This is a genomic window from Saccharicrinis sp. GN24d3, assembly GCF_052400645.1.
Classification (GTDB): Bacteria; Bacteroidota; Bacteroidia; order Bacteroidales; family Marinilabiliaceae; genus Saccharicrinis.
On record NZ_JBQTGI010000005.1, the window covers coordinates 215,730 to 237,920 of the forward strand.

16 protein-coding genes are annotated in these 22,191 nt (G+C 39.6%); 4 read left to right on the plus strand and 12 right to left on the minus strand.

Annotated elements, in window-relative coordinates:
* Window positions 1–243 precede the first annotated feature (243 nt).
* On the plus strand, window positions 244–573 hold the full coding sequence (locus ACT29I_RS08205) for a winged helix-turn-helix domain-containing protein (protein ID WP_430931754.1): 330 nt from the start codon (window positions 244–246) through the stop codon (window positions 571–573).
* Between the two features lie 40 nt (window positions 574–613).
* Here ACT29I_RS08205 and ACT29I_RS08210 read toward each other — a convergent pair whose 3' ends face one another.
* Together ACT29I_RS08210 and gldJ are read right to left on the minus strand one after the other, a co-directional pair.
* Complete coding sequence (locus ACT29I_RS08210; protein WP_430931755.1) at window positions 614–1,912, minus strand: UDP-N-acetylmuramoyl-tripeptide--D-alanyl-D-alanine ligase; 1,299 nt, start codon at window positions 1,910–1,912, stop codon at window positions 614–616.
* Window positions 1,913–2,152: 240 nt separating this feature from the next.
* Window positions 2,153–3,619: a gliding motility lipoprotein GldJ gene (gene gldJ / locus ACT29I_RS08215; protein WP_430931756.1), complete on the minus strand. Its 1,467-nt coding sequence runs from the start codon at window positions 3,617–3,619 to the stop codon at window positions 2,153–2,155.
* Window positions 3,620–4,050: 431 nt separating this feature from the next.
* Between gldJ and porU the strand changes: the two genes are divergently transcribed.
* The 3 genes from porU to ispF all read left to right on the plus strand — a co-directional run bounded on the left by porU (window position 4,051) and on the right by ispF (window position 9,750).
* Entirely contained in the window at window positions 4,051–7,884 is a 3,834-nt protein-coding gene (gene porU / locus ACT29I_RS08220; protein WP_444793180.1) for a type IX secretion system sortase PorU, read from the plus strand.
* Between the two features lie 57 nt (window positions 7,885–7,941).
* A complete protein-coding gene (gene porV / locus ACT29I_RS08225) occupies window positions 7,942–9,054 on the plus strand; it encodes a type IX secretion system outer membrane channel protein PorV (protein ID WP_430931758.1) in 1,113 nt (370 codons plus the stop codon).
* 216 nt (window positions 9,055–9,270) lie between these two features.
* Complete coding sequence (ispF, locus tag ACT29I_RS08230; protein ID WP_430931759.1) at window positions 9,271–9,750, plus strand: 2-C-methyl-D-erythritol 2,4-cyclodiphosphate synthase; 480 nt, start codon at window positions 9,271–9,273, stop codon at window positions 9,748–9,750.
* Between the two features lie 71 nt (window positions 9,751–9,821).
* Here ispF and ACT29I_RS08235 read toward each other — a convergent pair whose 3' ends face one another.
* The 10 genes from ACT29I_RS08235 to ACT29I_RS08280 all read right to left on the minus strand — a co-directional run bounded on the left by ACT29I_RS08235 (window position 9,822) and on the right by ACT29I_RS08280 (window position 22,149).
* Window positions 9,822–10,538, minus strand: a complete 717-nt coding sequence (locus tag ACT29I_RS08235) for a 2-phosphosulfolactate phosphatase (RefSeq protein ID WP_430931760.1) — start codon at window positions 10,536–10,538, stop codon at window positions 9,822–9,824.
* 28 nt (window positions 10,539–10,566) lie between these two features.
* On the minus strand, window positions 10,567–11,934 hold the full coding sequence (locus ACT29I_RS08240; protein WP_430931761.1) for an MATE family efflux transporter: 1,368 nt from the start codon (window positions 11,932–11,934) through the stop codon (window positions 10,567–10,569).
* A 13-nt stretch (window positions 11,935–11,947) separates the two neighbouring features.
* Complete coding sequence (locus ACT29I_RS08245; protein WP_444793181.1) at window positions 11,948–12,658, minus strand: tRNA1(Val) (adenine(37)-N6)-methyltransferase; 711 nt, start codon at window positions 12,656–12,658, stop codon at window positions 11,948–11,950.
* Window positions 12,659–12,764: 106 nt separating this feature from the next.
* On the minus strand, window positions 12,765–13,526 hold the full coding sequence (locus tag ACT29I_RS08250) for a TIGR02757 family protein (RefSeq protein WP_430931763.1): 762 nt from the start codon (window positions 13,524–13,526) through the stop codon (window positions 12,765–12,767).
* A gap of 6 nt (window positions 13,527–13,532) precedes the next feature.
* Window positions 13,533–14,183, minus strand: a complete 651-nt coding sequence (locus ACT29I_RS08255; RefSeq protein ID WP_430931764.1) for an ABC transporter ATP-binding protein — start codon at window positions 14,181–14,183, stop codon at window positions 13,533–13,535.
* 80 nt (window positions 14,184–14,263) lie between these two features.
* A complete protein-coding gene (locus tag ACT29I_RS08260; RefSeq protein ID WP_430931765.1) occupies window positions 14,264–15,190 on the minus strand; it encodes a calcium/sodium antiporter in 927 nt (308 codons plus the stop codon).
* A 26-nt stretch (window positions 15,191–15,216) separates the two neighbouring features.
* Window positions 15,217–15,639, minus strand: coding sequence for a Sec-independent protein translocase subunit TatA/TatB (locus ACT29I_RS08265; protein WP_430931766.1), 423 nt, complete (start codon window positions 15,637–15,639; stop codon window positions 15,217–15,219).
* Between the two features lie 186 nt (window positions 15,640–15,825).
* Window positions 15,826–18,828, minus strand: a complete 3,003-nt coding sequence (gene secDF, locus ACT29I_RS08270; protein ID WP_444793182.1) for a protein translocase subunit SecDF — start codon at window positions 18,826–18,828, stop codon at window positions 15,826–15,828.
* 202 nt (window positions 18,829–19,030) lie between these two features.
* Window positions 19,031–21,469: an ABC transporter permease gene (locus tag ACT29I_RS08275; RefSeq protein ID WP_444793183.1), complete on the minus strand. Its 2,439-nt coding sequence runs from the start codon at window positions 21,467–21,469 to the stop codon at window positions 19,031–19,033.
* Between the two features lie 2 nt (window positions 21,470–21,471).
* Window positions 21,472–22,149, minus strand: coding sequence for an ABC transporter ATP-binding protein (locus ACT29I_RS08280; protein WP_430931769.1), 678 nt, complete (start codon window positions 22,147–22,149; stop codon window positions 21,472–21,474).
* Window positions 22,150–22,191: the final 42 nt, after the last annotated feature.

The window sequence follows — 22,191 nt, forward strand, 5'->3', positions numbered from 1 at the left end:
ATAAATCACTCGTGTTAAGTCAGGTATGGAATTTCGGGTAAGTTGCCATTATTATTGAAATTTTAAATAGGAGAAAAAGTAAGTATCCAGCTAGCTAGCGGGACGTGAGCCTTTTTATCGTGAAGAAAAAATCAATAATAACAAGACGTGGCCCGTAAGGCTATGCATGACTGGACACTGGTTAGTATTCGGTTAAAAAATCAACCTAAACCGGAAAGCAATGAAAAATAAATACTTAAACCAATGGAGCTAATAATAAAAGGTGCATTTGCCATTGAAACGGGCGACGGTTTTACCATTCACCCCAGAGTGATTGAGTTATTGAAAGAGGTGGAGCGTTCAAAATCGCTGAACTCTGCGGTGAAAACTTTGGGTATGTCATATTCCCATGCCTGGAGTTTAATTTATAAAACCAATTGCAAGTTAGAGTCTCCGTTGTTGATTACCAAACGGGGAGGCAATGGAGGAGGAATTGCAGAATTAACCCACAGTGGGCAAACGTTGTTGGACCATTATAAAAAACTGGAAGCAGATTTCAACAATTTTATTGGGGATCACATGATTGAGCTGTGATTAAAGTATTGTCAGTTTTAACCATAGACTTGCATAAATACTATAAAATCCCTTTGAGCAGCTCCAGCTTATTGCTTCGAGATCCTTTTACCAGAATAAAGGAATTACGGATAGGTGTGGTGGCGATTTCTTCAATAAGTACATTTACATTATCCGCCCATTTAAATCCATCTTCATCTTGTAACATTGATTTATAGTTTTCTCCGACCAAATATACATCCGTCAGATTCTTATTTCGTAAAAAGTGGAGCACTTTCATATGTTCCTGCCTGCTGTCGTCACCAAGTTCTTTCATTTCACCCAGGATAGCAACCTTGTTTTTTTCATTTAAAGCAACAAAATTCTCTAATGCCGCTTTCATGCTGGTTGGATTGGCGTTATAAGCGTCAAATAGAATTTTGTTCTTATCGGAAATCACCATTTGCGACCGATTGTTTTCTGGAGTATATTCGTTAATTGCCTCGGCAATTTTATGGGGTTCCACACCAAAGTATGTGCCGACAGAAATGGCGGCCAGTGCATTTTCCAGATTGTATCCTCCCATCAGTTGGGCATTTATGTGGATTTCTTCTTCGTTTATTTTGCATCCAAAGGATAGATTTGGCGTGTTGCGCAATTCTGTAACGCGCACCTTGCAATCGGTATTATGGCCATAATAAAACAGTTCGGCACCGGAATTTAGCATGCCTAACAAATGCGTGTTGGATTTGTTGACAAACAAAAGTCCTTGTTTGCTTTCGATAAAGCGGTATAATTCTCCCTTGGTTTTTTTTACTCCTTCAAACGAGCCGAATCCTTCCAGGTGGGCTTTGCCTACATTGGTTATTAAGCCTACGTTAGGTTCTGCTATTTTGCATAAAAAATCTATTTCTCCGGGATGATTGGCTCCCATTTCTACTACGGCAATTTCTATTTTTTCATCTATCGATAAAAGGGTGAGTGGTACGCCTATATGGTTGTTGAAATTACCAACCGTGGCAAAAGATCTATATTTCTTATCCAAAACGGTTTTTACCAATTCTTTGGTGGTGGTTTTTCCGTTGGTTCCTGTAATTCCAACAATTGGGATATTTAATTCTCTGCGGTGAAAGGTAGCAAGTTCCTGCAAGGTTGCTAGAACATTCTCTACCAAAATATAATTTTCGTTTTTGGCAACATCGGCATCATCAACAACGACCTTTACTGCACCATGTTCCAACGCCTGCGATGCAAATAGGTTCCCGTTGAAGTTAGCTCCTCTAAGGGCGAAAAACAGACCGTCTTTTTTGATTTGCCTGGTATCGGTACAAACTCCCGTAGAAGTTTTAAAGACTTGGTAGATATCTTTTATGCTCATCATATTGCAAAAATTATACTTCTTGTATGATGCCAAAAATAAGCAACATTTATAAACTAAGTGCTCTAAATGCTAAATTGATTACATAATCAGTACCGAACAATGCTGATTCAAGGAAACGCCAACAGGCATGAAACCATTTATTCCTGACTTTTAATTTAATAAAAGGTTAAGTTTTGCAAAAAGAAAAGGCTGGTTCAAATGAACCAGCCTTTCGGGTATTTATGTTTTACTTTTTCAATATTATTTTCTGTTTCCAGCATCTATAGGACTACCAACCCTGGTCATTGCGCAACGGAAGCCCAGATCGTCGCGAGCTTCACGCTCGTCCAGGTATCTTCTGGTACCCGGGCTTAACCAGTAAGCTCTATCCCTCCAGGAACCTCCTTTGTATACACGCGTCCTATCCGAGATTAACGAACCCATTGTTCCGGTGTGTTGTCCGTACATGTTCTTGGTGTCCCGCTCATTGTCTAACCACTGATCACCAGTTGAAATGTTCGATTGTGCATCACCATCACTAAAGTTACGGTTGTCGCCGGTTCGGTAATTCTTTCTGTCTAAGATATCCTTGTCAGTTTCAATTCTATAACGGATTCTACCCAAACTATCTTTTTCAATCAGGTACCCTTCTTCGTCCAGTACTTTGGTCTTAAACTCATTGCCCCTAAACGGACTGAACTCATCAACTTCGTCGAAAGAAAGCGGACGGTATACGTCAGCCACCCACTCGTTAACGTTTCCTGCCATACAATACAATCCGTAATCGTTAGGATAATATGAGTGAACATCAACGGTTATGTCACCACCGTCGTTAAGGTCCCCTGCCATACCCATGTAATCACCTCGGCTTCTAACAAAGTTGGCCATCATTCTACCTCTTTCTTTTTTATCGGCATTTCTGGTGATATGTCCGTCCCAAGGATAAATCCTGCGGTTAGTCATACGCTCTTCCTGAGAGTTGCCAATCAAACCAAGTGCAGCATATTCCCACTCTGCTTCGGTTGGGAGACGGTAACGCGGTAAAAGATATCCATCTTCCCAACGAACACGTCTGCTATCTTTATTAGGATCTAAATCTTCTATAGGTTTTTTGCCGGCAATCCCATCGTATTGTCCGTACAAATATGATTCTGTGTTAAAGTTATTTTCGCCCTGCTGGTTTACGTCCATTTCAAGAACGCCCATATCAACAAGAATTTTCTCATTTACCCTGTCTGTTCTCCACTGGCAGAAATCGTTAGCCTGTAACCAGTTGACACCAACAACCGGATATTTGCTATAAGCAGTATGTCGGAAATAGTTTTCAGTCATAGGCTCATTATAAGCCAATGCTCTTCGCCATACTAAAGTATCCGGAAGTGCTTTTCTGTATACTTCGGGATATTCAACAAAAACCCTGTTGATCCAATATAAATATTCACGGTAATCAACGTTTTTAACTTCTGTTTCATCCATATAGAACGAAGGAACAGTCACACGTCGAGGTACGTTGTTCCAATCGTAAAGTACGTCCTGTTCAACCCTACCCATTATAAAGGTACCACCTTCAATAAATCTAAGTCCGGGGCCAAGTTCTTGTTCGTATCCTTCATAATATTCAAATCCCCCGTTTTCTGGAGTGTTATACTCCCATCCTGTTGCGGAAGAAACATTACCGGAACCACCTTTACTACAAGAAGTCAGTGCTACAACTCCTAGTGCAAGCATGACGTGGAAAAGTCTAATTTTAAGCCTCATAGCGAAATATAATCTTTAAGTTATCTCTTTTGTTCAATTGTACGTATTCAATCTCTATTGGAAATTACATCTGTAGCCTTATACTGCAAAAATAGAAAAAGGTTATAATCCTGAAATTTTTCTTGTCATTTTTTTATTTAAGTTTAGCAAATCAGCCTATTAAAATAGGGATTATTAACTCTTTGCCTCTTCCTTAAAAGTAACCTCATTCCACTTATTTTCGTTGAACTGTAATAATTGCATGTAATATTTCATTGTAAGTAAACGTTATATTTTCTGAAATCGTGTATAAGAAGAGTTTTTTTATACTTTTTTTTACTTTTGTGACTCACTGTAAAACAACAAGCGAGGTTGTGGCGTTTACAAGATATAGATATTTGTTAGCTAGAAAACATTGATATATGAGATTTAAAAAGATTGGGTTGTGGGGATTGTTGGGTGTTTTAAGCATGGCTCTTAATGGGCAAATTAATGAAAAACACGAAAACACGGTAGAGTGGTCGGAGCCGGTAACTATTGATCAGCACGGGGAACAGATTACGTTACTGCAGTTTTCCGATATGGGAGATATCAATCCGGAAACAGAAATTCCTGCCTTATCAAAATCAATTAAACTTGCTACAGCTGGTAAACCTGAAGATATTATTGTTCAGATTAGTAATATGGAATTTGTGTGGCCAACACCCAAAGAGCATGTTTTATTTGTTGATAAAGTAAGACAAGAACAGGTTGATTTTCAGTATTCAATATCACAAAGTGGAAATAATTACTTTGTTGATTTTACCTTAGATCCGTTGATAAAACCGGCTGATGCGCAAACATTTAAGAAGCTGGTGTCCTATACGATAAATATTGCTTACAATAAACAAGAAAAGAAATCCTTGAAAAGTGCGCTTGAATCGGATAATTATGCCCAAAATTCGGTGCTTAATTCCGGTGATTGGGTAAAAGTTAGTGTCGAGAAAACAGGAATTCACAAAATTAGCTATTCCAAACTAGCCGACTGGGGCATTTCAAACCCTCAAAATGTTGGGGTATACGGTAATGGAGGTAGGATGATTCCGGCTGACAATAGTGCGTTTCGTAATGACGATTTGGTGGAAAATGCGATATGGCATTATAATAATGCCATATATTTTTTTGCGGAAGGCCCGGTTGTGTGGGACTACAACACTTCTGCCGGTATGTTCATTCACGAAAAAAACCGATACAGTAATTTTTCGTACTATTTTATTACTGAAAAAAATACGTCTTCGCTAATAGTACAGGAATCTGATTTGCAGTCAGACAGTTACAATCAGGAAGTAGATTATTTTCAAGACTATGAGTATCATGAGGAGGATAACTTAAACTTGTTGAAATCGGGAAATGTGTGGTACGGGGAAAAATTTGATTATTACGCTCAGCAAAGTCACAGTTTTGATTTCAACTTTGACAATGTGAGGACTGCTTCCAAAGCCAAGGCATATGCAAAGTTGGCAGCCAGGTCTGGTGTGTCAACGTCTTACGCAATGTCAGCCAATGGCGAGACAATTGACAGAGTGGATATCTATAATATCAATACGTCAAGCCATACCAGCTATTATGCGCGCGAAGGATTCTTAAAAGGGGAGTTTACCAATACTTTAAACAGTATTAACTTATTAATAGATTTCGAATTGGACGAGACAAGTGCTTCTGCCATTGGTTATTTGGATTATTTATGTTTGAATGTGGAGCGCGAATTGAGCTTTGTGGAAGACGAACTTTTGTTCAGAAACATAGATGTAGTCTATGATGGCAATACGGTTAAATATAATATCGGGAACAGTCAGGGAGTGGAACTTTGGGATGTCACAAACCCTTTGGTTCCTTTAAAAATAAGTCTATTGTCGTCGGGTACTTCCTCAAGTTTTAACTATGAAGCCGACGATTTAAAACAGTTTGTGGCCTTTGATCCTACGGGCAATTTTCCTTCGCCTGAATTTGAAGCTAATGTGGCCAACCAGGACTTGCATGCCAGTGCCTTTGTAGATTATGTAATAGTCAGTCATGTTGATTTTGTAAGTGAAGCAAACCGACTTGGCCAAATACACAATGATTATAACGGTACAACGTACCTGGTGGTAACCAGTGAACAAATTTACAACGAGTTTTCATCGGGTAAACCGGATGTGACCGCGATACGTAGTTTTGTTAAAATGTTGTACGATAGGGCTGGAGAAGACAATAGTGATAAACCTAAAAACTTGTTGTTGTTTGGTGACGGTTCCTATGATAATAGACAAGGGATTGCGAATAACACGGATAAAATTCTAACCTATCAATCGGATAACTCTATCCATAATACCAACTCGTATGTAACGGATGATTATATGGGTCTTTTGGATGATGGCGAAGGAGATAATATTACATCGGATAAATTGGACATAGGTATTGGTCGTTTTCCTGTTAATACAATTGAAGAAGCCAAGAATGCTGTTGATAAAACCTACAAATATTATTACGAACAAGCCAACGATCAATGGAAAAGTGATTTAACTTTTGTTGGGGATGATGGTGATAACAATATCCATATGGACGATGCCAATGGTTTGACCATCAAATTGGCAAAGAGTCATCCTGAATACAATATCTCAAAGTTTTATTTCGATAATTACGAAAAAGTCACTACCATTTCAGGACACTCAATACCCGAAATAGAAGAGGATATAGCAAATGCCATTGATGAAGGTACGCTAGTATTCAATTATACCGGCCACGGAGGGACCTCCGTATTGGCGCATGAAAGAATTATTACCAAAGAGCATATTAGCACTTGGAACAATATTGACAAACTGGCCTTGTTTGTAACTGCTACCTGTGAGTTTAGCCGTTACGACGATAAAGATTATACTTCGGCAGGAGAGGAGGTTTTCTTAAACCCGCTGGGCGGAGGGATTGCGTTGTATACCACGACCCGAATTGTATATTCAAGTTTAAATAAAGCACTTAATACCAGTTTTTACAATTTTGCCTTTGAGCGTGACGATGATGGCAAACCGTATACATTGGGCGAGATTATGATGCATACCAAAAACGGTCTTTCTGCCAGTGTCAATAAATTAAATTTCTCGCTGCTGGGGGATCCTGCAATTCGATTAATATATCCAGAACTGGGCACCAGGACTTTGAAAATTAACGATAAAATGGTTGAAGGTGCTGAATCTGGGCCAATAGATACCATCAAGGCGTTGAGTGCAATTAGCTTAATGGGTGAAGTAGTGGACCTGTCAGATACGTCGAGGGTTGATTTTGACGGTGAAATTTTTGTTTCAGTGTTTGATAAGCAGACTCAAATTACCACCAGGGGTAACGATGGTGCAGAACCATTTCAGTATGAAACTTTTGACAACGTTATTTTTAAGGGGCCGGCCAGCGTTAATAATGGTGAGTTTAAATTGGAATTTGTTGTACCTAAGGATATAAGGTATAATTTTGATAATGGTAAAATTAGTTATTATGCTTTTTCCGACGAAAGCACCCAACAAGCATTCGGTGCATTTTCGGATGTGATTGTAGGGGGGATTGATAATAGTGCAGAAGAAGACAATGAGGGGCCTCAAATAAACCTTTGGTTGAACAATAAAAGCTTCAGTAGTGGAGACAAGGTAGGAAACAATCCCGTATTATTAGCTGAAATTTTAGATGCTTCGGGAATTAACACAACAGGAAGTGGTATTGGCCATGATATTACATGTGTTATTGATGGGGTCCAATCCAATCCAATCATATTAAACGATAATTTTGAAGCTGCAATTGATAACTATAAACACGGGTACCTTAACTATCAATTATCGTCGTTGGTAGAGGGGAGTCACAGTTTAACGCTTAAGGTTTGGGATACGCATAATAATTCGTCAACCAGTAGTATAAACTTTATGGTATCGAGCGATGGTGCTTTGGCAGTTTCTGATCCAGTTGTATTTCCAAACCCAGTTAAACAAGGTATCGAGAGTTATTTGTCATTTAACCATGATGATCCAAATTCGAGGCTCGAAGTCCAAATTATGTTTTTTAATTTGGCAGGCCAGCTTGTATCGCAACAAAATAGCTCGGTGATATCTTTGATAGATAGCGTTCCGCCCATTGAGATGAAGGCAGAGACAAGCGACGGCGCCGCTCTTGATCCTGGCGTTTATCTATATAAAGTTGTTGTTTATTCCCAAACGGGAAGAAAAGGGGTAGTTTCAGGAAAATTTATGGTAGCGCAATAATATTTTTAGAATTTTTGAGTTTACATTTGTAGTCCTAAATAATTAATGAACATTTTTATGCATAACACATATGTTAGAACGTTGGTCATCCTTTCGTTCATTGTAATTTCAGCTGTTGGAGCGAATGGTCAGAATACGGTTAACAAAACAGAAGCCTTTCCGCGTACAACAACGCCGTTCTTAACCATTACGCCTGAATCAAGGGGAGGAGCCATGGGAGACGTGGGTGTAGCAACCTCACCCGACATTTATTCACAGCACTGGAACTCGTCGAAGTATGCATTCCTGGATCAGGAGATGGGAGTGTCCCTTTCATATACCCCGTGGTTAAGGGATTTAGTAGATGATATCAATTTGTACTATCTTACTTTTTTTCGCCGTATTGATAAAATGCAAACGGTGAGTGCTTCGTTAAGGTATTTCTCATTGGGTTCAATCATATTTACGGATAACGAAGGTCTTGAGACGGCTAGAGGTAATCCCAATGAATTTGCCATTGATGCAGCCTATTCGTTAAAACTGTCCGATAATATATCGGGTTCGGTGGCTTTCAGATATATCCGTTCAGATATAAACAATGGATCAAGTACAGGTGATGCTGTTGCCGGGAACGCCTTTGCGGCTGATTTAAACTTTTTTTATCTGGATCAAGTAAAATGGGGCGGCAGAAAAGGAGATGTTTCTGCAGGTATCAATATTTCTAATATCGGATCAAAAATATCGTATGATGATGGGGCAAGCCAGGAATTCTTGCCTGCCAATTTAAGAATAGGAGGTGCGTACAATGTGGAAATTGACAGATACAACAAGGTAGGCTTCTCACTGGATGTAAATAGAATAATGGTGGCAAAAAATGAAGAGGGTAACGATAAAAGCGACCTTTCTGTACCTGCTTCATTCTTCCAGTCGTTTGGTGACTTTGCCGTTGAGGATTTAAGAATCTCGGTTGGTGGTGAGTATTGGTATAACGAGCAGTTTGCCATTAGAGCTGGTTACTATCACGAGGATGAGGTGATTGGTAACAGAAAATTTGCCACGGCAGGCGCAGGTCTTAAATTTAATATGTTCACCATTGATGCCTCATACATTATTGCTGTGGCCCAGAATAATCCATTGGCCAATACCATTCGTTTCTCTCTTGGTTTTAACCTGGATGAAATTGGAAGATAATTATTTATAACATTATATTATTCAATCCCGAACTATTTTGTTCGGGATTTTTTATATGCTTACATGGTGCATATATTCGATTATCGGTTGGATAACTGAAAATTAATTAAAAAACAAGGGCATAGCCTGCTCCGGATTAAATTCGGAGATGGGAATTAGAAAGCGACTGTAATCTCTTATCTAATATCTCACAATCTCTTGTCTAAATTTATATACATGAAAATAAGAGTAGGTTTTGGATACGACGTTCATAAATTAGGTGAAGGGGAAGAGTTGTGGATCGGTGGAATTCACGTTCCGCACATCAAGGGATCCATAGGCCATTCCGATGGTGACGTATTGATACATGCTATTTGCGATGCCTTACTGGGGGCTGCAAATATGCGCGATATAGGTTTTCACTTTCCGGATACATCCGAGGACTTAAAAGGTATTGACAGTAAAATACTTTTAGGCAGGACAATTGACTTGATAAAAGGAAAAGGATTCGAAATAAATAACATTGACAGTACTATATGCCTGGAAAAACCAAAGTTGAAAGATCTGATACCTGAGATGCAGTCGGTTTTGGCCAGGGTGATGGCAATGGATGTTGAAGATATAGCAATTAAAGCCACTACCACCGAAAAACTTGGTTTTGTGGGGACTCAAGAAGGTATAGCCGCTTATGCCACGGTTTTGATTCAGAATGGGTAGGGGTAATTGTCGAACGGATAACACCTAACAGGTTACGTAATCCTGTTAGGTTTACTGCCAATTCTTTGATGTTACCACCGCACCAAAGTTCCGTCTTTGGTATAAACGGGAACCACATCTGTTTCATTCGACTTAAAACAATATGCCAGGTCTTTTTCAGCACCCAATCCTTTTAACCTGTTATAATGTCTTCCTTTTGATGCCAAAGCATGGATATCGTGTTTATTTTGCTCGTATAAGCTGGCCATAGCAATGGCTACATCGCTAAGCTGAGCGCCGACCCGTTGTTCCAGGTCATGCGCTATTTTGCCCGCACAAAGCGAGTCTTCCATGGTAAATAAATTGTGCGATCCGGAAGCTACTATTACCACTTCCTGTTCGTTTCTGACCGTTTCAACAATGGCCCTATCATTAAGGAACGAACCCACAAAAAGATTTTTAGCCCCTTTAGCATTTACTATGGCCCGGGTTCCGTTGGTGGTTGTAATAACCAAAGTTTTGTCTTTGATGATTTCCGGTGTGTACGAAAAGGGCGAATTTCCAAAGTCAAATCCTTCAATGGGCACCGCATTTCGTTCGCCACCCAACACCACCTTTTCTTTTCCCATCTTTTTTTGTAACTCGAAGGCTTCTTCGGGAGTTAATACCGGAATAACTTGTTTGGCTCCATTGTCTAATGCGGTTGTCATAACGGAAGTAGCTCTAAGCACATCGATAACAATCACAGTTTTCCCTTCAACTTTTTCGGGATATATTTCTCGGGCAGTTAATATTATGTCTACAGTCATATTTTTTTAATTAGTCGATTCTGATTTGTTATTTCATCGAGGTTAGTTTTCTATAAATGTTTGCAAACCTGATTTGCAAAAACACGCTTCCTGCAAATAATCCTGTAAGGTATCCAATCCAAATGCCTACTGCACCCATCTTTAAAGAGAAGGTGCAAATATAAGAAATGGGAAGAGCCAATACTATCCAGGTGATAAATGCGATTACCGAAGGCATTTTAACATCTTCCAGGCCTCGTAATACGCCCAGCCAAACCACTTGTAAGCCATCGAACAACTGAAAAATACCGGCCACAACCATTAATCTGGCAGCAATGGATATTACGTGGGCATCATCCACAAACAAGGTGGGTAGAAAGTGGCGTAACGAAATAAATAAAATACCCGTGAAAGCCATAAATATCATCACCTTATGAATAATGGCGTAAGCAGAATATTTTAGATTGTCCCATTCTCCGGCACCGTGGTAGTTGCTTGCCTTGATAGTAGCTGCCGAGGCCAGGCCTGTAGACATCATATACGTAACACTGGCCATGGAAATTACTATTTGGTGCGCTGCCATTGATTCCTGGTTGATCCATCCCATCATGATGGCACCCATGCTAAAAGCAAATACTTCAATAACCATCTGTCCCCCAATGGGAACGCCTACCTTTATGACAGTTAGTATTTCCTTAAGGTGAATTTTTGTTTTTATAAAGGCTTCCTTGTATCGTTTGAAAAAGGATAGATGCATAAAGGCTCCTGCAAAAGCCATGGGCATAATAATTCTGGAGATAAATGTTGCCCATCCGGCACCGTCAATCCCTAGTTGAGGAAATCCGCCTTTGCCAAAAATTAAGAGGTAATTAAGGATGATGTTGATGGTGTTGGCAGCAAGTGTAATAATCATCGCAATTCTGGTGTTCGCAATTCCCTCTGCAAATTGTTTAAATACCATAAAAATGCTAAAAGGAATAATCGAAGATACCAGAATTAAATAATAGGAGTTCGCCGTTTGAACCACCGCTTCCTCTTGACCCATTAATGGCATAGCGAAGGAGACAGCATACATAATGACTACCTGCAACAAGGCAAAGATTAGGTTCGCTGATAAACCTTGCTTTAGCCAGTAACCGCATTTTTCGGGATGGGCAGCTCCATGGGCTTTGCCAACTAATGGCGTAACGGCAATGGACAGCCCAATATTTACCACTAAACCAATGATAAAAATACTGTTGGCAAAGGATACCGCGGCCAGTTCTGTTGCTCCCAACTGACCTACCATAATGGTGTCGGCTAAACCGACTACCATTTGTCCGGCTTGCGACAATACCACGGGTAAGGCCAGTTTAATGTTAGGCATGTAATGGGGAGTGAAGTCCTGGTAAAACGATTTTTTACAATATTTAAACATGAACGTTTTGATATTAAAATGCCAGGTAAAAATCCTCAGTGAGTTGTTTGTAGCGTTCTGAATATTGATGCCTACCAAACTCCTCAACAATTAATTCCTCTTCAGTTAACTTTGTTTCTGTCAATGAAAAACTCATTAATACCCTTTTAGCAGGCTTGGTTGGCGTTGGCTTAATGTTTAACACATTATTTAGGTATAAGTTATTCTGGGATGCCAACATTTTAAAATTGTTTTTTTCGTTTGCGGGTAAAACAACACAAAATAGACCGTCCGCATTTAATAGTTTGCCAGCACCTTTTATTAAGTCATAAAAACTTAAACTATCGGTATGCCGGGCCTTGCTTTTCGTTTCACAATCGTTTTTCAATGCATGGTTAAAATATGGTGGATTGCTGACAATTAGGTCATATTTTATATCCACTTTATACGATTGGAAATCAGTGTGGACTATGTGTAATCTTTCAGCCCAAGCTGATTCCGTAAAATTAATGATGGCTTGTTCACAGGCCTGTTCATCTATTTCGATGGCATCTATTCTAGCAGTTGAGTTACGTTGAGCCAGCATGAGGGCGATGAGGCCGGTCCCGGTTCCAATATCTAATATTGATTTTGCTCCTTCAACCGAAGCCCAAGCACCCAGTAAAACGCCATCGGTACCTACTTTCATGGCAGCCAATCCCTGATGTACTGTGAATTGCTTAAATTTAAAATAGTTGTTGGGCATGATTCCTTATGTTAAAATTAATACCTCGGCTAACATCGATATATTCATGAATGGTGCTCAGCAGCATAGCGAATCTGGCACTAGGTTCTGTAAATAATCGGTATAACTAAAACTTTTCAAAAACTCCTAACCCAAACAGTGCATAATCGTATTTAATTGGGTCATTAGGGTCGCACTTTCTTAGATTGGCGGTAATTTCTTCCACAGCTTTCCAGTCGCTTTGTTTTCGGGTTAAGATGCCCAGTTTTCTTCCCACATTGCCGGTATGTACATCCAAAGGTAACATCAGGTTTGCGGAGTCGATATTTTTCCAGAGTCCAAAATCCACCTTCATCTTATCTTGTCTGACCATCCACCTGAGATACATGCAAATCCGTTTTGCCGAGGATCCTTTAAGTACATTGGCCAAGTGCTTGGCCGTACGCACAGGTTCTTGAAACGAAGTAAATGTCTCACGAAAGTGTGCAATAGAATCTTTCATACTTTTATTGGGCAGGTAACCCTGGGTGAAAACGGTCTCGAGTCCGCCGTGGGTTTGGTACATATTGCGTAAAGCTTTCAGGAAATATCTTAAATCCTCCCCTTTGAAGGTTCGGTATACCGAACCGTCGGGAATTGCATCGATATCTCCGTTTATCACAAAATCGTATGGTTCATGTGCCATACAATCCAGTATTTTATGCCCTGCTTTAATAATAGCTTTGCGTTGTCCCCACGAAATGGTTGCGGCCATAAAACCTGCTATTTCAATATCTTCTTTTCTCGTAAAAAGTTTAGGTAAGGATATGGGATCGGTTTCTATGAACGAAGGTGCATTGTATTGCAGTACTTTTTCATCTAAAAAAGATTTGAGCTCATTAAAATCCATATCCGATTACTGTATAAAACCGTCTTTCATTTTTATTTCCCGGTCGCTTAAGTGTGCCAGATGTAAATCGTGCGTCACAATTACAAAAGTTTGTTTAAACTCGTCTCTCAGCTGAAAAAACAACTTATGCAGTTCCTCCTGGTTCTGCGAATCCAGACTACCGGTTGGCTCATCGGCAAAAACTACTGCAGGGTCATTTATTAAGGCACGGGCAATGGCAACACGTTGTTTCTCGCCGCCACTAAGTTCGGCAGGTTTATGTGTTTCCCGGTCTTTTAAGTTTAAAAAGGAAAGCAGATGGCGCGCTTTCTCTTCGCTTTGGGCTTTGTTTTTTCCGGCAATAAGGGCAGGGAGAATAATATTTTCGACCGCATTAAATTCAGGCAACAGCTGATGAAACTGGAAAACGAAACCTATATTCTCGTTGCGGAATTTGGCTAATTCCCGCTCAGACAAATTTTGAATAGGGGTATTGTTGATAATGACATTTCCTGCATTGGGTTTGTCCAGCGTGCCCAATATTTGCAAAAGGGTAGTTTTGCCGGCGCCACTGGGTCCCACAATTGAAACCACCTCGCCACCTTTGATGTCAAGGTCTATTCCCTTTAAAACTTGCAAATCGCCAAACTGTTTTTTGATGCCTTTTGCTGAAATCATTAAATTGTATTTATTCAAAAGTAGAACCCACCCATGAATTTGTGGAATTTTACATATTCATGCATGAGAACCTTCTTGTATTATGAACTAAAAAGTAAAAACATATACAATAGATATGTGCACATCATTATCAGGCCTTCCCACCTTGTTATCACGCTTCGTTTCATAGGTAACAAAGTAACCAGTAACAAAACGGCCACGCCAATCATCCACCACACATCCACCGAAATTAATACTTGTGAAACATGAACAGGCTTAAGTATAGATGTTATTCCTAAAATGGCCCATATGTTAAATATGTTGGATCCGATGATGTTACCGATGGAAATGGCTGTTTCTTTTTTGATGGCTGCCATAATGGATGTAGCCAGCTCGGGAACACTGGTGCCCAAAGCCACTACCGAGATTCCAATAACCCGCTCGCTGATATTGTATCCCTTGGCAATGATAACCACTCCATCAATTAGTAACTCAGAACCAAAATAAAGACCAACGGCTGAAATTGTCAATAATCCGATAGCATAGATAATCTTCATGCTTGGTGTTTGGATTGTCTCACCTGTTTTGCCCATCGTCTTGCGCGACTTATACACCGAGTATATTAAGTATAGCGTAATGGAAACCACGAATATTACTCCTTCGTACAGTTCCAGTTTTTGGTTTTGTACAAATAATAAAAATAGAAGAGAGGCCACCATCATGATTAGCCAATCGAAAAATACAGAGCTGTCTTTTTTTACACTTATGGGCATAATAACAGCAACTATCCCGAGTACCAACCCTATGTTTGCAATGTTGGAACCTATGACATTTCCCACTGAGATATCCGGTACGCCATCAAAAACGGCGTTTAGGCTCACAATCAATTCGGGGGCCGAGGTGCCAAAAGCCACTACGGTAATACCAGCCACCAAGGTGGATATTTTAAAGTATCTGGCCATTTGGACGCTGGCCTTCACCAACCAATCACCACTAAAAAAAAGCAGGACGAATCCTGCCAGTACCATTAAAAACGCCATTTAATTCTCCTTCTCTATTCAGTTTCTGTTTTGTCTGATTTATTAGGGCGGGGCTGAGTGAAGCTTTCAGGATCCGTTTTGTCATCACTTGATGTGTTTTCTTCAATGGAGGTAACATCCTTACTCGTTTTGTCTTCGTTTTCATCTTCATCCAAATCCTCGTACGGGTCGTAGTCATCCTGTTCCGTAAATGTTTCCCCTATTTCGTGAATATGGTTGTCGATGTCCTTTTTGCTGTCCTCCAGGTCTTTTTTAAACTCGTCGGCTCCTTCTCTGAACTCGCGCTTAATGTCGTCGGTAGCTCTTCGGAACTCATTCATTCCTTTGCCCAGCATTCTGGCTAATTCAGGAATTTTGTTCGCCCCAAATAACACCAAAACAGCGATCAATACGATGAAAATTTCTCCACCACCAAAAGAAAACAAACCGAAATACATATTTTTTAGTTTAGACTATTAGATTATAAACCGGATTACTTGATAACGATTCATCAGAAGACTAAAGTCAGTATATTACTGAGTTATCCGATGAATGGTATTTTTTAATTCCCCAAAGATAATAAAAACAAAACACCCTTTAAACACAAAGGTTTAAAGGGTGAGCAAATTATAAGTTAACAGTGCTTATTTTTTAGCTTTTATTTTCTTCTTTTCTCTTGCTTCAATTACCGAGAAGGCAACTGGAGTTGCTATAAACAATGAAGAATAGGTACCTATCACAACACCTAACATCAACGCAAACACAAACCCTTGAATTACTTCGCCACCAAATAAGAAGATGACTAATAATACCACAAAGGTTGTTAATGACGTATTAATGGTACGGCTGATGGTTGAGTTCAAGGCAGAATCTACCACTCCTACTCTGTCGCGTTTCGGATGCAAACCTAAATATTCCCTGATACGGTCAAATACAACCACAGTATCATTTATCGAATAACCAATTACCGTAAGTATGGCAGCAATAAATGCCTGGTCAATTTCAAGACTAAAAGGTACTATGCTGTATAACATGGAGAAAATTCCTAATACCACAATAACATCGTGCACCAACGCAACCAATGCGCCTAAACCGTATTCCCAGTTGCGGAAACGGATAAGGATGTACAAGAAGATAACAATTAGTGAGAATAAGATGGCTCTATACGCTTTAGCTTTAATGTCGGAAGCAATGGTTGGTCCCACTTTTTGTGAACTCATTCGGTAATCGTTGATGAATTTCTCAAATGAAACATCAGCGCCTAAAGTTCCCTTTAAACCGTTAAAAAGTTTCTCTTCAATAACGTTATCCACTTCGGTGCCATTTTCGTCAATCATGTAGTTTGTAGCTACTCTTACCTGGTTTTCACCACCAAAAGTTTTTACTTCAACATGCGCATCTTCAAATTCTGTGGCCAAAGCCTTTTGAATATCTGAAGCTGAAACCTTTTCTTCGAAACGAACCACATACGTGCGTCCTCCCGAGAAGTCGATCCCCGATTTTAAACCATGTGTAGCTAAAGAAATAACACTGGCCAAGAGTATAATTCCTGAAATGATAAAGAAAGATTTCTTTTTCTCCAAGAATTTAATCTTGGTGTTCTTCATGAACCCTTCCGTCAATTTAGTGCTGAATTTAACTTCAATCTTTTTGTTTAATAACCACTCATAAGTTAAGCGAGTGATAAAAATTGCCGAGAAGAATGAAGTGGCAATACCAATCATCAGGGTAGTCGCAAAACCTTTAATAGGCCCTGTACCGAATACGAACAGGATGAGACCGGTTAGGAAGGTAGTTACGTTGGAGTCAATAATGGCTGAGAATGCATTCTTATAACCATCGGCAATAGCTAAACGAACACCTTTGCCCGCAGCCATTTCTTCGCGGATACGCTCATAAATAAGTACGTTGGCATCCACCGACATACCAATGGTAAGTACAATACCGGCAATACCCGGCAAAGTTAATACCGCACCAAAAGAAGCAAGAACTCCCAGGATAAAGAACATGTTAGCCAATAACGCAAGGTCGGATACCGTACCAGCTTTAAACCCGTAGAAGAAAATCATGTAAGCAAGTACCACGATAAATGCCCAGATGAAAGATGAAAAACCTGAGTTTACAGCTTCTTCTCCCAGAGAAGGTCCCACTACCGTATCCTCAACGATACGTGCAGGGGCGGGCAGTTTACCTGACTTAAGAATGTTGGCAAGGTCTTTCGCCTCTTCAGGCGTAAAGTTTCCTGTAATAGAACTTCTGCCGCCTTTAATTTCAACATTTACGGTTGGATAACTGTATACATAACCATCTAAAACGATAGCTACACTTTTACCTATATTTGCTTTTGTTAGACGAGCCCATACATTAGAACCCTCGGCGTTCATGCCCATACTGATTTCATAATCGCCACTTTGTCCTGTTTCGGCGCGTGCGCTGGTAACTACGTCACCTTCCAGCGGAGGACGACCGTCATGGCTGGAAACTTTGATAGCTATCAACTCATAAATCTCGTCTTTGCTTCTTGTTCCATCAGCCAGCTCTCTTTGAGGTAGTGGTTTAACACCCCACATAAATCTTACGTTCTTTGGAAACAAAGCGCTAACATGCTCATTTTGCAAGTATGCATTTACCTTTGATGTATCTTTGGCTAAGGCATAACCAACAAGAGGTCCTTGCTGACGCTGATTTGGTGAAAGAACACTGAAAAGTGACCTGCTCATTTCCTGCGTAGCCAAAGAATCTACCTGTGTGCTATCCGAATCTAACTGGCTTAATAAATCACTGGCAGCATCTTCGGCTGTTTGAACCGCCTCAACCTCTTCGGTTACTTCAGAAGGTACGTCGCTTTTTGCCAATTCAGCTTTAGCAGTTTCTATTTCAATCACTTTCTGGTTGGCTTGAATCAAGTTCTGAACCAACTCTCCAATTTCATATGTTTCCCAAAACTCAAGACTCGCAGTCCCTTGTAATAGTTTACGAACCCTTTGGGGATCTTTAACACCGGGAAGCTCAACCAATACACGACCGGCTTTTTCAAGTTGCTGTATGTTTGGTTGGGTAACACCAAAGCGGTCGATACGGGTACGAAGAATGTTAAAAGCGTTATCGATGGCACTTGAGGATTCTTCTCTAACCACTTTAATGACTTCATCGTTGGACGTGTTGTAGTCGATTCTACCTTTTAGTTCAACCGTGTTGAAGATGGCCGCCAAACGAGCTTCGCTATCTAATTCTTTAAAAGAATTATAAAATAGTGTGATAAAGTCCTCGGAAGATGTTTTTTCTTTCTGTTCAGCTATTTGTAAAGCCTCATTAAATGTAGGGTCCGTGTTGTAATTGGAAAGGGCTTTAAGGATATCGGCCACTTTTACCTCAAGGATAAGGTTCATACCCCCTTTTAGGTCGAGGCCAAAGTTAATTTCCTTTTCCTTACACTCTTTGTAAGTGTATTTCCTTATTCCTAAGAAATTATATACTGGTTCGTTAGCAATTGAATCCAAATAATTAATTTCTGCTTGTGGATCCCCCAATGCAATTTCTTTTGCCTCTTTTTCTACCTGTCTGGTGTGATAAGTAAATATCAATTGGTATAAACTCACCAAAGCCAGAAGGATAGCAAAAACCCTGATTGCTCCTTTGTTTTGCATCTGTACTTAAGATTTATTTTTATTGTCGTATTAAATTTGATTCTGTTCTCTAGAATTGCGCAAATATATTGTTTTTTTTTAGAAATACCAGTTCTTAAATTACAAGGGCATTTATTTAGATTTAATATGCTCCAAATCAACCCAAAGAATATATCAATACGGATTTCGTGAGGATGAGAAAGTATTCGGCAGTGTAATCGTATTAAATATCAACGGGGCTTGATTTAACGCTTTTGCCGGAATGAATTAGCACCAATAGAAAGCAAATGCCCCAGACAATTACTGAAATAACAAACATATACAGTAACGGCAAGCGGCTATAATATGCGAAACCATTAAGCCATAATGAAATCACAAAAAACGAGATTGGAATAGAGAGTAGAATTCCGGGCAGCACATAATGACTGATAGACATAAATAACTCGGACAATATTTGATTTGATGATGCCCCAATAATTTTTTTCGATCTGAATTCTTTCTCTTTCATTTCGCCAATATAAGCGGCAAAAGCCCGTAACCCTAACCAGGCCACCAACATGGACAAGAGCATAATGATCAGTGATATTTTTAAAACCAGGGATTCTTCATTTAAATTATCGGATAAGGTTTCGTTGAGCATTTTGTATTCGAACGGATCGTTATCTGTAAACTTATTCCACTGGGCATTAACTTGCTTTATAATGTGGTTAAGGTCGCCTTTGGGGCCAACTTTGATTAGCAGGTTGTCGTAAAAACTGTCCTGATGTATATTCTGCAGAATCAAAGGTCTGATGGGAAATTGAACCGGTTCGAAATGAAAGTTTTTCACCACTCCTTTAATGGAAGATTCCTTGCTGTGTTTACCCATGATGGTCATTCGTTGCCCCAGGGGTTTATTCATTTTCAGAAAATCCTGTGCTTGTTTGTTGATAACCAAATCTGGGATGTGTTCATTTTTTTTATCATCCCAAATGGCTCCGGCTTCCAATTTTAGATCTAAGGTTTTAAAAAAATCCTTTTCAACAAAATTGAGGGGGAGAAGTACGAGTTTGTCGCCGGACTTGCTAGGATAATTAATTGAATTTAGTGAGGCTTTTTCTCCGGGTAAAATGGCACAGGCCGAAACTTCTTGTATGTTGGGTATGGATTTGAGTACCCTTTTAAATTGATCAAGTTCTTTGCCAATAGAATAGCCGCGTTCTACAACAATAATATTATCGCTGTTAAAACCTAAATCCTTGTTCCTCAGGTATTGGATCTGCCATAGCATTGACAAACAAAGTATGATAAGGAATGTGGTTACCGTCATTTGCATAGCTGCCAATACCCCTCTCACTATCACACCTTTTTTTTGGGGCTGAAAACCCTCTTTGAAAATAGAGATTTCGTTTAGCCGGGAGAAAGAAATAGCAGGGTAAATACCCGAAAAAATACCAACCAAAAAGGTTAGCAAAATAATATATAAGAGATCGAAACGTCCCTCAATCCGATTTAATCCCAGGTTTAAATCGAACAAGGAGTTAAAAACAGGGAGTAAAAGCTCAACCAGCACCAAACCAATGAAAAGTGCCACAAAGCTATACGTGATAGCCTCCACCACAAATTGCATCATCAACGACTTGCGATTTACGCCAACCAATTTACGCACACCGATCTCTTTTATTCGTATCGAAGCCCTGGCCGTTGTCAAATTCATAAAGTTGATGCAGGTAATCAACAATACAAATATGGCCAACGTTAGGAATAGGGCCACATAAATATATTTGGAGTTCGGTTCAAGTTCGTCATCCAAATTAGAATGTAAATGAATGCTTTCCACTGGCTGGAGGTGAAACGAGAGGGATTTGATCTCATTAATCGCACTATCTTTATTCTCTATGTGACCGGCAATTTGATTTTGTACCTTGTTGTGAAGTTCTTTTTGAATTCTTTCCTCCAGCAAAGTTGCATCTTTTTTGTTGCGCAAAACAAAGTAAGTGTACCAATCGATTCTTAGCCAGTCAGGTTTCTCCGGTTCCGCGTATTCTTTTTTGCCTTTGAACAATTTTCTGACAGATTGTTGCGAAGCAATAAAGTCGAAATGAAAATGGGAATTCTCCGGTTGCGGTTTACAAACACCTGAAACATAAAAATGTAAACCATTGTCGAGCTTAAGGAGTTTGCCTATTGGATTTTCGTTTCCAAAATATTTTTCAGCTATTGGAGCAGTAATAACGAGGTCCTCATCGTTTTTTAATAGATGGTGCGAATCTCCTTTAATGATGGGGATGTCGAAAACTGAAAAAAAACTGGAATCTGCGTAAAAAAAGTTATCCTCGTTAAATTTCTTTTCGTTATAAGTGACCAGTTTATTGGCGCCTCTAACAATTTTTACCACACTTTCAATTTCAGGGAAGTTATTGCGAAGGAAAGCGGATAAAGGCTGCGGTGTCATGGCGTTCTCAAATTCGTTTCCGCCGATATTTCCTTTTGTAATAACTCTGTATGTTCGGTTGTTTTGGGTATATGCTTTATCATAGGCAAGCTCGTAACGCACGTACATAAAAACCAAGATGCTGATAGTGATCCCAATTGACAAACCTATCACGTTCAAAACAGCATCTGACCGTTTTTTAAACAAGGATCTTATCGCAACTTTTATGTAATTAAATATTAATTCCATGCTTACTTCAATACCTTATCCAACAAAAGATGGCCGTCGAATAATTGAACCGATTTTCGGGCTCGTTCCGCAATTCGTCTGGCATGAGTGAATAATACAATGGCGGTTCCATTATCGTTGATCTTTCCCAGTACATCTAAAATTTCACTGCCTTCGGCAGAGTTGAGGTTTCCGCTCGGTTCGTCCGCTAATATCAAAGAAGGATGTATCACCATTGCTCTTGCAATAGCTACTTTTTGTTGCTCAATTGCTGATAGTTCGTTGGGGTAGAGTTTTTTTCTATGCAACAAGTTCATTTCGCCCAGCAGCAAACGCACTCTTTCTATCCGGTTTCTTTTATTAACTTTTTGATATAAAAGGGGAAGCTCCACATTTTCAGAAACGGTTAGTTCGTCAATCAGGTTGGCTTCACTAAAAACATAACCAATCTCTTGTCGCCTAACAGCCAGCCTTTCCTTGTCGTTTAATTTACAAATGTTTTGATGTTTAAATACAAGCTTTCCACTGGTGGGTTTGTCCAAAAAACCCAGGATATTCAATAAGGTTGTTTTTCCCGAACCTGACGGGCCCACCACTGCAAGATACTCTCCGGCATTTACCTCAATGTTGATATTGCTTAACACAGAGGACATGATTTGCCCCTTTCTGTATTCCTTTGATATTTCTACCGCCTGTAACATATATTATTAATCTAAGTGTACGTATTCGATACAGTAACTGTT

Excerpts from the sequence above, each read along its gene's own strand:
- ACT29I_RS08210 (WP_430931755.1), bottom strand. The coding sequence starts at position 1,912 with ATGATGAGCATAAAAGATATCTACCAAGTCTTTAAAACTTCTACGGGA.
- ACT29I_RS08280 (WP_430931769.1), bottom strand. The coding sequence starts at position 22,149 with ATGTTACAGGCGGTAGAAATATCAAAGGAATACAGAAAGGGGCAAATC.
- ispF (WP_430931759.1), top strand. The coding sequence starts at position 9,271 with ATGAAAATAAGAGTAGGTTTTGGATACGACGTTCATAAATTAGGTGAA.
- ACT29I_RS08275 (WP_444793183.1), bottom strand. The coding sequence starts at position 21,469 with ATGGAATTAATATTTAATTACATAAAAGTTGCGATAAGATCCTTGTTT.
- ACT29I_RS08245 (WP_444793181.1), bottom strand. The coding sequence starts at position 12,658 with ATGCCCAACAACTATTTTAAATTTAAGCAATTCACAGTACATCAGGGA.
- ACT29I_RS08250 (WP_430931763.1), bottom strand. The coding sequence starts at position 13,526 with ATGGATTTTAATGAGCTCAAATCTTTTTTAGATGAAAAAGTACTGCAA.
- ACT29I_RS08205 (WP_430931754.1), top strand. The coding sequence starts at position 244 with ATGGAGCTAATAATAAAAGGTGCATTTGCCATTGAAACGGGCGACGGT.
- ACT29I_RS08260 (WP_430931765.1), bottom strand. The coding sequence starts at position 15,190 with ATGGTACTGGCAGGATTCGTCCTGCTTTTTTTTAGTGGTGATTGGTTG.
- secDF (WP_444793182.1), bottom strand. The coding sequence starts at position 18,828 with ATGCAAAACAAAGGAGCAATCAGGGTTTTTGCTATCCTTCTGGCTTTG.
- porV (WP_430931758.1), top strand. The coding sequence starts at position 7,942 with ATGCATAACACATATGTTAGAACGTTGGTCATCCTTTCGTTCATTGTA.
- ACT29I_RS08265 (WP_430931766.1), bottom strand. The coding sequence starts at position 15,639 with ATGTATTTCGGTTTGTTTTCTTTTGGTGGTGGAGAAATTTTCATCGTA.
- porU (WP_444793180.1), top strand. The coding sequence starts at position 4,051 with ATGAGATTTAAAAAGATTGGGTTGTGGGGATTGTTGGGTGTTTTAAGC.
- ACT29I_RS08255 (WP_430931764.1), bottom strand. The coding sequence starts at position 14,183 with ATGATTTCAGCAAAAGGCATCAAAAAACAGTTTGGCGATTTGCAAGTT.
- gldJ (WP_430931756.1), bottom strand. The coding sequence starts at position 3,619 with ATGCTTGCACTAGGAGTTGTAGCACTGACTTCTTGTAGTAAAGGTGGT.
- ACT29I_RS08235 (WP_430931760.1), bottom strand. The coding sequence starts at position 10,538 with ATGACTGTAGACATAATATTAACTGCCCGAGAAATATATCCCGAAAAA.
- ACT29I_RS08240 (WP_430931761.1), bottom strand. The coding sequence starts at position 11,934 with ATGTTTAAATATTGTAAAAAATCGTTTTACCAGGACTTCACTCCCCAT.